The following is an 11,980-nucleotide window of genomic DNA, read 5'->3' on the forward strand; positions in this document are numbered from 1 at the left end:
AGCCAAAACTCAACCTGGAAGAAATTGTCGAAGAAAGACGTGTTTGCTCTTTCTCTTAGATCGAACTCACGTTATTTATAAACAAACTGAGAATTAAAGCAATCCTCTGCCTTTCAACAGCGGCTCAATTCCCGGTTCTTTACCACGGAAATTCAGGTACAATTTCATTGGGTCATCAGAACCACCTTTTGATAATACATTCTCGCGGAATGCGCTTGCAGTTTCCTGATCGAACAAACCATTTTCTTTAAAAGCCTGGAAAGCATCTTTATCCAATACTTCGGCCCACAAATAAGCATAATATCCTGATGAGTAACCACCGGCGAAAATATGCTGAAAGTAAGTACTGCGGTAGCGTGGAGCAATTTCAGGAATCAAACCGTATTTATCCATCGAAGCTTTTTCAAAGGCTTCAACATCCATGTTCGGATCCGCTGAATTTAAGGTATGGTAATCCATATCGAGCAAGCCGGCTGCCAGAAATTCAATCGTTACAAAACCCTGGTTAAAATGGGCTGCATTGTTGATTTTCTTAACCAATTCATCCGGAATTGCTTCACCCGTTTTATAATGTTTTGCATACAGTGCCAGCATTTCAGGTTCAAAAGCCCAGTTTTCCATAATCTGCGATGGCAGTTCAACAAAGTCGCGTGCTACCGACGTTCCCGACAAAGTTCGTGTTTCGCAATCGGAAAGCAATCCGTGCAAACCATGACCAAACTCGTGGAACATCGTTGTCACCTGATCTAAGCTCAACAATGAAGGCATATCATCAGTTGGAGACGGAAAGTTGCATACGTTTGTAATTACCGGAAGTACATCTTCGCCATCCACCATTTCCTGTTTGCGGAATGAGCTCATCCATGCACCGCCGCGTTTACTAGGTCGGGCAAAATAATCGGTGTAGAAAATTCCAATGGTACTGCCATCGGCCTCTTTTACTTCAAACACTTTTCCATCTTTATGGTATTTGGGTAAATCAGTTCTTTCAGTAAAAGTGATTCCCCAAAGCTTATTAGCCAAAGTAAAAATACCTTTCTGCACGTTATCAACCTGGAAGTAGGGTTTAACATCTTCTTCGCTTAGGGCATATTTTTCCTGGCGAACTTTCTCGGCATAGTACCACCAGTCCCAGCCTTGAATTTTAATTTTCGCACCTTCTTTGTCGGCAATAGCCTGCATATCAACCACCTCATGTTTAGCCACCGGAAGTGCTTTATCCCAAACTTTGATTAAAATATCGTATACGTTTTCAGGAGTCTTAGCCATGTTCTCTGCCAGGATGTATTCTGCATGGTTATTGTATCCAAACAATTTTGCACGTTCACTGCGCAATTCAGCAATACGGGCTACAATTTTGTTATTGTCGTACTCGTTACCATTGTCACCTTTCATGATGTATCCTTTGTACAATTTCTCACGCAATTCACGGTTTGGCGAATAAGTAAGGAACGGATACAAACTTGGACGGCTAATGGTGAAGATCCATTTTCCCTCCTGCCCTTCTTCTTTTGCAGTTGCAGCAGCAGCTGAAACAGCAGCAGCAGGCAGACCTTCCAGGTCGGCTTCATCTTCAATAACCAGTTTGAAAGCATTATTATCTTTCAAAACATGTTCGCCAAATTGTACTGAAAGGGTTGCTAATTCACCGTTGATCTCGCGCATGCGAGCTTTTTTATCGGCCGACAGTTCAGCACCACCACGTACAAACGACTTGTATTGCTTTTCAAGAAAACGAGCTTCTTCAGTTGTCAAATCAAGGTTATCGCGTTGCTCGTAAACGGCTTTCACACGTTTAAACAAATCTTCATTCAGGTTGATATCGTCGTAGTGTGCCGATAATTGCGGCTCAATATCTTTTTCAATGGCCTGAATACTATCGTTGGTATGTGCACTGCTTAAATTGCTGAACACATTACTTACCCGATTCAAAAACGATCCGGATTTGTCCAGCGCAATCATTGTATTTTCAAAAGTCGGCTCTTGCGGATTATTTACAATCGCCTCAATTTCTTCTTTGTGCAAACGCATACCTTCTGCAAAAGCCGGGCGAAAATGTGCATTCTTTATTTCATCAAATGGTGGTACACCAAAAGGCGTGTTCCACTCTTTAAAAAACGGATTATCCATATTACTTGTACTTTCTTTTTTTTGCGACTGACACGAAACAAGCGCCAAAGCCGCGATAATAAATAACAACAGCAGTTTCTTCATCTTTTTTACAAATTATGATTTTCAATTTTGCCGCGCAAGATAAACATTTATAGCTATGTTTCATATGACAGACTTCACGGTTTTCAGGTGATATAATCAGCTAAAATACCTGTATGCTAAAGTTTTGGTGTGAATTGCAAAGGATGCCTTTTTCGGTTCGGTTGGTCGGATAAAAATCCTTACTTTTGTCACATTCAAAAAAAGACAGAAAATTCGATTAAAATGAAGATAGCTTACTCCTGGTTAAAAGATTACATACAACTGGATAAAACCCCGGAAGAAATTTGTGACATTCTTACACAAACCGGCCTGGAAGTTGGTGGTCTGGAAGAAGTGGAAACAGTTAAAGGCGGCCTGGAAGGATTGGTTATTGGCGAGGTGCTTACCTGCGAAGAACATTCGAATTCCGACCATTTAAGTGTTACAACCGTAAATATTGGAACCAGTGAAGCACTACCTATTGTTTGCGGAGCCCCCAATGTTGCTGCCGGGCAGAAAGTGGTTGTAGCTACCGTTGGAACAACGCTTTATGATGGCGACCAGGAATTTAAAATCAAGAAATCGAAGATCAGGGGCGAAGTATCGATGGGAATGATCTGTGCCGAAGATGAAATCGGCTTAGGTACCGATCACGATGGTATTATGGTTCTCGATGAAAATGCAAAGGTTGGAACTCAGGCGAAAGATTTCTTCAACATTGAGTCGGACTGGGTAATTGAAATCGATTTGACTCCCAATCGAATCGACGGTGCTTCACTAATCGGAGTTGCCCGCGATTTAGCAGCTTTCTTAAGCAAAACAAAAAAAACAACATACACCAAACCATCGGTCAATGATTTCAAGGTCGATAATCACAATCTGGAAATTCCAGTAGAAGTAGGAACACCCGAAGCGTGTCCACGTTATGCCGGTGTCACCATTTCTGGAGTTGAAATAAAAGAGTCGCCGGAGTGGCTGCAAAACCGCCTGAAAATGATCGGCCTTGCTCCTATCAATAATGTAGTTGACATCACCAACTATGTGCTTTTTGAAACCGGTCAGCCGCTTCATGCTTTCGATGCCGACCAGATTACCGGCGGAAAAGTGGTGGTTAAAACATTAGTAGCCGGAACAAAATTCACGACCCTTGATGAAGAAGTACGCGAATTGCACGAAGACGATTTGATGATCTGCAACACCGAAGAAGCCATGTGTATTGGTGGTGTTTTTGGAGGAATTAAATCGGGAGTAAAAGAAACTACCAGAAATATTTTCCTCGAAAGTGCCTGTTTCGATCCGGTTTATATCCGCAAAACGGCGCGTCGTCACGGACTGAACACCGATGCATCGTTCCGTTTCGAGCGCGGAGTTGATCCGAACAATACCATTTACGTGTTGAAACGGGCAGCCATGCTGATCAAAGAAATTGCCGGCGGCAGTATTTCTTCAGAAATCGTTGATATTTATCCCGAACCGATTGAAGACTTTAAAGTGGAAGTGAGCTACGTCAATATCACCCGACTAATCGGGAAAGAATTGGGGGCTGAAATGATCAAAAACATTCTCACTTCACTCGAAATAAAGATTGATGCCGAAACAGAAACCGGGCTTTCGCTCAGTGTTCCTCCTTATCGTGTTGATGTAAAACGCGAGGCCGATGTTATTGAAGAAATTCTTCGAATTTACGGATACAACAACGTTGAAATTCCGACACAGGTAAACGCGTCCTTGCAAACTGCCGAAAAGCCAAGCCCCGACGGTGTTAAAAACCTGGTGGCTGAAATGCTGACGACACAGGGTTTCAATGAAATCTGGTCGAACTCACTGACCAAAGCAGCACATTACGAGGGATTAAAAGATTTTAAGGAAGAACAGACGGTTATGATCCTGAATCCCTTGAGCGCCGACCTGAACGGAATGCGTCAGACCTTGCTGTTCGGTGGTTTGGAGGCGATTGCCTACAATGCCAACCGCCAGAGCAAAAACCTGAAGATGTATGAATTCGGGAATTGTTATTTCTATAAAGGCACTCAGTTAAAGGACCAGCCGGCCAATAATTACTGGGAAGAAAATCACCTGGGATTGTTTATTACCGGTAACAAGGAACAGGAAAACTGGACGACAAAAGAGGAAGAGGCTTCATTCTATGGATTGAAAAGCTACGCTGAAAAGATCCTGAAAAGATTGGGACTTCTGAATCATACTATCCAGGTTGATGAATCGGAAAGCGAACTGTTTTCGGATGGCTTGAGTTATTCGTACAACAATAAAGTGGTTTTGGAACTGGGTATTGTTGCCGGCTCACATCTTAAAAAGTTCGATGTTGATGCACCGGTTTATTATGCCGATTTTAATTGGGATAATGTTTTCCAGTTGCATAAGAAACATCAGATATTATTCAACGAATTGCCGAAATTCCCGGCCGTTCGCCGAGACCTGGCTCTATTGATCGACAAAAAAGTACAGTTCAATCAGATAAAAGAACTGGCTTATAAGTCGGAACGCCAGATTTTGCGCGACGTTGATCTTTTTGATGTTTACGAAGGCAAAGGTGTGCCGGAAGGGAAAAAATCGTATGCCGTTAGCTTCATCCTTCGTGATGACAACAAAACACTGAACGACAAACAGATCGATAAAAGCATGAAGCGACTGATCATGGCATTTGAACGCGAATTGGGCGCCGGGTTGCGTTAGTATTTCGGCTTTCACATGCATTGAGTAAATGTATTTCAATTTTGATCGAACTGCGTTCCGTTTATTGGATAACTAAATTTTCGTAGAAGTTCGGCTTATGCAAAACCACACAAAAGGAATTATTTACGCTGCCGTAACTGCCTTTTTGTGGGGTTTTCTGGGTATTGCATTAAAAATAGCGGTTCGCGAAGTCGATCCGGTTACCGTTGTCTGGTTTCGTTTTGTAATTGCTTTTATTGCTCTTGCCGGTTGGTTGGCTGCTAAAAATTCATCCTCCTTCAAAATAATAACCAAACCTCCAATATTGTTGATTCTGGCGGCACTGGCACTTTCGTGGAATTATATGGGATACATGCTTGGGGTTCATTATACCACACCCAGCAATGCCAACCTGATTATTCAAAGTGGCCCCTTGTTGCTGGCTACTGCCGGTTTTGTTCTTTTTAAGGAACCGCTGCATAAAAAACAAATTTTGGGTTTTGCGGTAGCCATCGTTGGCTTTGTATTTTTTTACCGCGACCAGTTGTCTGCGTTTTTCGAAGCTAAAGGAAGTTACAACACAGGAATTCTGTTCACATTTTCGAGTGCAGCTGCCTGGACCACCTATGCCATTCTTCAAAAGAAACTGGTAGTCAAGCACCCTGTAAACAGTCTTAATCTTGTTTTATTTGGATTGCCTGCCATTATTTACATTCCATTTCTGGATCTTTCTCCCCTATTGCATCTGCACTGGACCTGGTGGCTACTTCTCATTTTCCTGGGGATGAATACCTTTGTAGCCTATACTTATCTGGCAAAAGCTTTACAGTACATCGAAGCCAACAAGGTCAGCATTATTCTAATTATGAATCCGATGATCACTTTTATTACGATGGGAATCCTCACCAGAATGGATGTATCGTGGGTACAACACGAGCGATTCACCCCGGTGACTATACTCGGAGCTTTCATTCTTTTAAGCGGCGCTTTCCTTGTAGTTCGCCGACCTCAGAAGGCAGTTAAATAACTTCGCTCCATTCTGCAAAATTATCTAAACCCTGCACACATTTAATTGTTTATCTTCACAGAAAACAAAATCAGATGTACGCAAAACGTTTTTTAATTGTCTTAATTTCCATCCTCGTTTTAATCTCCTGTTCTTCCGATATACCTGAAATAACTGCTGTTACAGGTGGCATACCCATTAAGAAAATGGGAAAAACTCTGGCTCACGAACACCTGCTGGTTGATTTTATTGGTGCCGACAGCACCGGTTATCACCGCTGGAATAAACCTGAAGTAGTGGAAAAAGTGCTGCCCTATCTCGTAGAGATAAAAAAGCTGAATTATAAAACCCTGGTCGATTGTACTCCGGCTTACCTGGGGCGCGATCCGGAATTATTAAAAACACTTTCCGAGAAATCAGGAGTGCAGATCATTACAAATACCGGATACTATTCGGCTTACGACGGAAAGTTTTTACCTCAACATGCCTTTACCGAAACCGCTGAAGAAATTGCAGCCCGCTGGATCGATGAAGCAAACAATGGCATTGAAGGAACTGATGTATACCCCGGGTTTATTAAGATTTCAGTTGAAAGAGGGCCACTTCAGCCTATTAATCGAAAAATTGTGGAAGCTGCCTGTCTCACCCACCTCGAAACCGGCTTGACAATCATGTCGCACACCGGCCCGGCAACTCCGGCCTTTCAACAACTCGAGATTTTAAAAGGATATGGCATCGATCCTTCTGCATTTATATGGACACACGCCAGCGATGAGAAAGATTTTAATAAACTTCTTGAGGCTGCAAAAATGGGAGCTTTTATTTCGTGGGATAAATTCAGGCCCGAAGATGCTGAGCGCTATGTCGAGTTTTTCTTGTTTATGAAAAAACATGCTGCGCTGCATTCTCTGCTGTTCTCGCACGACGCCGGCTGGTATAAGCCCGGCGAACCTGATGGTGGCGAATTCAGGGGATTTACTGACATTGAAAATTATCTGATCCCGGCACTCGAAGATGCCGGTGTTGCGCAATACGATATATTCCAGGTCTTCTTTAAAAATCCGGTGGAAGCTTTCAGAATTAAGAAACGATTGATCGGTGAAGAATAGTCATTTTCGGGTGGCAAGGGTATTCCGGTTATGATGTTTTCCTTTTAATAATGGTCAAATTGTCAAACACAACAAAACAGCACTGTAAAATATTTTAATGTGAAAATGTATTCGTAAATTGAATAGTAGTTTATACGAAAACAAGCTATAAAAATTAGTGAATCATGTTTTTGCAATTCTTATTACTGGCAGTTTTTGGTGTTGCCATGGCTCATGTTGAAGGTGTGGTGGTGGTTTACCTGAGAAAAGCCATTGGGATGCCTGAAAAAAATACAGAAGTAGGAAATAAAGAATTGCTCGAAAAAGTTCCCCGGCGCTACATTCGAATTGAAATGACACGCGAGGCCGCCACCATTGTCATGTTGCTTGCCCTGGCGTACTTAGTTGGCCAGTCCTGGCTCGATCGTATCGTGGTTTTTCTTTGGACATTTGCATTTTGGGATCTGTTTTATTATGTATCGCTCTATGTGGTCATTAAATGGCCACCGCGATTAACTACAACCGATGTGTTGTTCCTGATTCCACGCCCGTGGATCGCACCGGTATGGTTTCCTGTTGGAGTTTCATCACTAACGATTGTGTTAATTGCTGTGTTTTATGTGTTGCCAGGGATGTTGTGAATAAGGTTAATATTGAAATCCTCCAAAACAAAAAGCGTTGAATGTCAACGCCTTGATTCATTTCATCTTAACATGTAGCCTTTAAAAGTGGAGCTGGCGGGACTGAAATATATCAATTTGTGCGATTTTTGCATATGTGATAAATACACTATAAATCCAATATAATAAGCGCATATGGAGACTATTGATGTACATGAGTAATTGAACTAAATTGAAACAGGTTGACTAAAATTGTCATTTGGCTGACTAAATAATGACTAATATTTGTATATTTGTAATAGTTCAAATGTTCAAACTTATTAATTATGGCAACGTTCAAATTCCTCATTCAGGGTAAAAAGAATCCTACTAACATTTATGTAAGGCTTTCACTAAGCAAGGGTAAAAGCATCAAGCGCAAAACAGGCTATGTGATCAATCCGTCTGACTGGAGTACAACCGGCTATCCAAAACAAAATGATGAAGACCTTAAACGGTTTAAATCGAAGCTTGAACAACTAAAAGCACAATTAGGTATAAAACTAAATGAAGCTATAAGTGCAGGTAATGAGATTGATGGTTTGTGGTTGGAAAAATCCATAGATGAGGTTAATAACAAAAAGGAGAAAACAGACCTTGATCGGCTAACTAATTATTGTGATTACTTTATAGAATCTCTTCCAGACAAGGTCTACAAAAATGGAAAGCATGGTGTTTCAGAATCTACAATAAAAAAGTACACAACAATTAAGAATAAGCTTTCTGCATTCGAAAATAATCAGAGGAAGATATTCTTTGTACGTGATGTTAACACACGGTTTAGAACTGACTTTATGAAGTATTTGGAAGATGTTGAGAAATTGTCTTCTAATACAGTCGGAAGATACATCAAGTTCGTTAAAACGGTATGTTTAGATGCACGCGAAAATGAGATTGAAACACATAAACATCTAGACAAAATAAAAGGCTTTACTGAAGAAAAAACATTCCCATATCTTAGCTTTGAAGAATTAGATTTGATAGAAAAAACACCATTCACACGCGAAGCTTTGGAGAACGCCAAAGACTGGCTTTTAATCGGTTGTTATATCGGTCAAAGAGTTTCTGACCTATTGGAGCTAAAAAGTTCAAATATACAGGATATGGGAGGCTTTAAAATGATCGTATTAACCCAAAAGAAAACAGGTAAAGAGGTGGCAATACCTATTCATGACAAGATTAAACCTATACTTGAAAAACGCAATTGGTCTTTCCCAGAGTCATTAAGTGCGGTTAATTTCAATCTTCACATTAAGGATATTTGCAAACTTGCAGGCATAAAAGGACGAATGGAAGGGAGCAAAATGGTTTGTCTTGACGAGAAGGCCAAACCAAAGGTGTATCGGAAAATACATGGTACATATGAAAAATGGGAACTTGTAAGCTCTCATATTTGCAGAAGGTCATTTGCTACCAACTTCTATGCTGACACACCAACGGCATTGCTAATAAACATCACAGCTCACAGCACGGAAAAGCAATTTTTAGAGTATATTGGTAAGCCTGCAAAGGACTTCTCTGTTCAGTTGGCTGAATACTGGCAGAAAGAAGCTCAGAAGGATAAAAAAGAACCACAACTCACCCTAATGAAAGAAGCAAACTAATATAGACTATGACCGCACCAATAAAGAATGAATCTGTTGTACTATTTGCTAAGTATGAGGAATATTTAAACAAATTTGTTTCAATAAACCTAAGTCAAGGAATAAAAACCTACAGTCAACCAAGGTTATTGGATGAACAAGAATTTGAGAAGGTCATAATTGAATTATATCATAAAAGCAGAGAGGAATTATTTTATTGGGAGTTTTGCCCCTTAATTGCATATGAACATACTTTTAACTCGAGAAAAGAAGAATTTTGCTCGAAGTTTCAAGATTCAACTATTCTCGATTTTATAGAAGAGGAGTCAATGATTATTTCTCGCTCTTTATGGATAAAAGATCCAGATGATACAATTAGAGAAGGAAGACCTGATTTTGAAAGAGACTGGGTATATTTAGGTTTTAAGCACGATGAATACTATTCTTTACTTCTGACAAATTCCGAACTTGCGGCCAATTTGTATTATTCGCGCAAGAAGAAACTTGATCTTCTTAAACGCAAAGCGGAAATCATTAAGAATCCAATTAACAACCCGGTTGAAGAACATGTACCGATTGATTTCTCTAATAATTCAAAAGCAGAAAGAATAGTATTTCTTCACGAACTTGGAATACTGGATTATTTAAAAAACAAAATGGAGTCGGAATTAGGATATTTTAGTGTAAACAAACTCGCAGAAATGGTTAGTACTTTCACTGATATTCAATACAAAACAGCTCAACCATACTTGAATCCAATATATTCAGATGCAATTCAAAAAAACAATCCACTAACAACAGATAATGTTGAAAGAGTTATTAAAAAGCTTAATAGACTTGGATTTGTAAATACAAAATCAAGCTAATTATGCATTTTTAGGGAATCCCTAATTTTCCCTCATTAATCCCTAATTTTCCTTTGCTCTCATAATTCTAAAACAAAGAATATGAGAGAAAATTATTTGCAATTTATTCAGGTAACACCAGAACAGCTTCAGCAAGCTATTATCGATGGTGTAAAAGAACAGTTGGATGAATTAAAAAAGAATTTCCAACTAAAAGAACCAACAGAGTTTTTAACCAGGAATGAAGTCAAGGATATGCTAAAGGTGGACTTGACAACCATTTGGAACTATACCAACAAGGGCAAATTAAAAGCCTATGGCATTGGTAATAGAGTGTATTATAAAAGGAATGAAGTAGAAGCAGCCCTTAAACCATTAAAACACTAAGCCATGACTGAATTAGACAAAACAAAGATTGGTATTGGTGAGATGAAAGGTTTTGCCTTTACCCAAAAGGAAGCTTCTGAAAAGGCTTATGTATATGAAGTTGACATGGGGGAGGATGTGATCTATTATGAAGTCTTTAAAAGACGTATAAACACGAGATTTGAAGGACAAAAAGTCTCATATCCCACAAGCAAAGGTTTTGGTATTTGGGCTTGGTCGTATCGTAGTTATGATAGAGCAGTTAAGAAGTATAACGAATTAAACAAAGGAGGTAACAAATGGCACTAAGAGATCAACCCTATTTCCCGTTGTATGTGCAGGATTTTTTGACTGATGAAAAGTTAATGGAATGTTCTGCAGAAGCAACTGGAGTCTGTATTAAAACAATGTGTGTGATGCACAAGTCAAATGAATATGGAAAAATTTGTTTAAAGCCAAAGGACAAGAAATCAGAAGACGCCTTAACGAATTTTGCGTCGAAGCTTTCAAAACACTTTCCTTGGGATGTAGCAACAATTAAACAAGGATTAACTGAACTCGTTGATGAGAATGTGATGCAAATTAACAGCGATTGTCTTGTTCAGAAAAGAATGGTTGAAGACAACATTGAGAGCTTAAAGAAATCAAAATCCGGGAAAAAAGGTGCAAACGCGCGTTATGCTAAAAAGAAACCGATTCCTCCTGAGTGATTTTTGCTATGGCTTTTGCCATGGCAAAACATATAGCAAACTCTGAATATGAATATGAATATGAAAGTGTATTTGAATCTGGCTTTGAAAATGAAATTGAAACTGATTTTTTCCTTTAAATAAGAACTATTGTAAAAAAATAAATTCACGTTTTAGGCGACGATTAAACAGCGAATAATGGAAGCAATAAAATACTATTATGCAGTTCGTGAAAATGACAACGAACAAACACAACTGATTTTTAAAGCAAATACTCTATTAGAGGCACGACAAAAAGCAATGAAAGAATATAAAAACAAATTGCTGTCAAAAGTTAACGGTTCGAGCATTGAAAGAAACACCGCTTTTCCTGTCTGTGTTTATTTGGTGGAAGATAACGGGACACGGAAATATTATCCTGTTACAGGCAAAGAAGCACACGAAATGGGAAAAGGCTGGCAGATTGAAAGCAAGGTTATGCAGGAACAGAATCCGTTGAATGCCTTTTTTGAAAAAGTGTGATACAGGGCTTTTGTGTTATTTGGGTATGATTGGTCATAATCTGAGAGAAGGGCTATAAATGGTTAATATGGGAGGCAATAAGAGCGTGTTTGATGGCCAGAGGAAAAGACTTACTTCAATGATGTAACACCTCATCATATAAGATCCAAGAATGATTAGATTCATTCCATATTAGTCCCATTTTGATAAAAGCTAATGTTCAATATTGACTCGTGTAACAATGTTATATACCTTGAAAGTCCCTTAAGCGAATTTCTTGATCCAAACACCAGTCATTAAATCACATGGACAAATAATGGGTATTTCTTGTACCCCAATTAAGTGAGCCAGGAAACATTGCTGTTTAGAGCAGGGTG

The 11,980-nt window shown here is 39.5% G+C and carries 11 protein-coding genes; 10 read left to right on the top strand and 1 reads right to left on the bottom strand.

What is annotated here, in order from left to right; genetic code table 11:
* Positions 1-93: 93 nt before the first annotated feature.
* Complete coding sequence (locus WFY05_RS20720) at positions 94-2,214, bottom strand: M3 family metallopeptidase (protein WP_340114849.1); 2,121 nt, start codon at positions 2,212-2,214, stop codon at positions 94-96.
* 222 nt (positions 2,215-2,436) lie between these two features.
* Between WFY05_RS20720 and pheT the strand changes: the two genes are divergently transcribed.
* From pheT to WFY05_RS20770, 10 genes are all read left to right on the top strand, one after another.
* The gene (pheT, locus tag WFY05_RS20725; RefSeq protein WP_340114850.1) at positions 2,437-4,887 is read left to right on the top strand and encodes a phenylalanine--tRNA ligase subunit beta; all 2,451 of its coding nucleotides are present in this window, start codon (positions 2,437-2,439) and stop codon (positions 4,885-4,887) included.
* A gap of 97 nt (positions 4,888-4,984) precedes the next feature.
* Entirely contained in the window at positions 4,985-5,893 is a 909-nt protein-coding gene (locus WFY05_RS20730) for a DMT family transporter (RefSeq protein ID WP_340114851.1), read from the top strand.
* A 74-nt stretch (positions 5,894-5,967) separates the two neighbouring features.
* Positions 5,968-6,981 (top strand): phosphotriesterase family protein, encoded by a 1,014-nt coding sequence (locus WFY05_RS20735; protein WP_340114852.1) that lies wholly within the window; start codon positions 5,968-5,970, stop codon positions 6,979-6,981.
* 164 nt (positions 6,982-7,145) lie between these two features.
* The gene (locus tag WFY05_RS20740; RefSeq protein WP_340114853.1) at positions 7,146-7,601 is read left to right on the top strand and encodes a hypothetical protein; all 456 of its coding nucleotides are present in this window, start codon (positions 7,146-7,148) and stop codon (positions 7,599-7,601) included.
* 305 nt (positions 7,602-7,906) lie between these two features.
* Positions 7,907-9,223 carry a phage integrase SAM-like domain-containing protein gene (locus tag WFY05_RS20745; RefSeq protein ID WP_340114854.1) on the top strand — a complete coding sequence of 439 codons (1,317 nt, stop codon included), beginning with the start codon at positions 7,907-7,909 and terminating at the stop codon, positions 9,221-9,223.
* 8 nt (positions 9,224-9,231) lie between these two features.
* Positions 9,232-10,068 carry a hypothetical protein gene (locus WFY05_RS20750; protein WP_340114855.1) on the top strand — a complete coding sequence of 279 codons (837 nt, stop codon included), beginning with the start codon at positions 9,232-9,234 and terminating at the stop codon, positions 10,066-10,068.
* 81 nt (positions 10,069-10,149) lie between these two features.
* Positions 10,150-10,434 carry a helix-turn-helix domain-containing protein gene (locus tag WFY05_RS20755; RefSeq protein ID WP_340114856.1) on the top strand — a complete coding sequence of 95 codons (285 nt, stop codon included), beginning with the start codon at positions 10,150-10,152 and terminating at the stop codon, positions 10,432-10,434.
* 3 nt (positions 10,435-10,437) lie between these two features.
* A complete protein-coding gene (locus tag WFY05_RS20760; protein WP_340114857.1) occupies positions 10,438-10,722 on the top strand; it encodes a hypothetical protein in 285 nt (94 codons plus the stop codon).
* The gene (locus WFY05_RS20765) at positions 10,713-11,123 is read left to right on the top strand and encodes a hypothetical protein (RefSeq protein WP_340114858.1); all 411 of its coding nucleotides are present in this window, start codon (positions 10,713-10,715) and stop codon (positions 11,121-11,123) included. The genes WFY05_RS20760 and WFY05_RS20765 overlap by 10 nt, the downstream gene beginning before the upstream one ends.
* 177 nt (positions 11,124-11,300) lie before the next feature.
* On the top strand, positions 11,301-11,624 hold the full coding sequence (locus tag WFY05_RS20770) for a hypothetical protein (protein ID WP_340114859.1): 324 nt from the start codon (positions 11,301-11,303) through the stop codon (positions 11,622-11,624).
* Positions 11,625-11,980 lie beyond the last annotated feature (356 nt).

Origin of the sequence: Maribellus mangrovi (genome assembly GCF_037646455.1) — a bacterium.
GTDB lineage: Bacteria > Bacteroidota > Bacteroidia > Bacteroidales > Prolixibacteraceae > Draconibacterium > Draconibacterium mangrovi_A.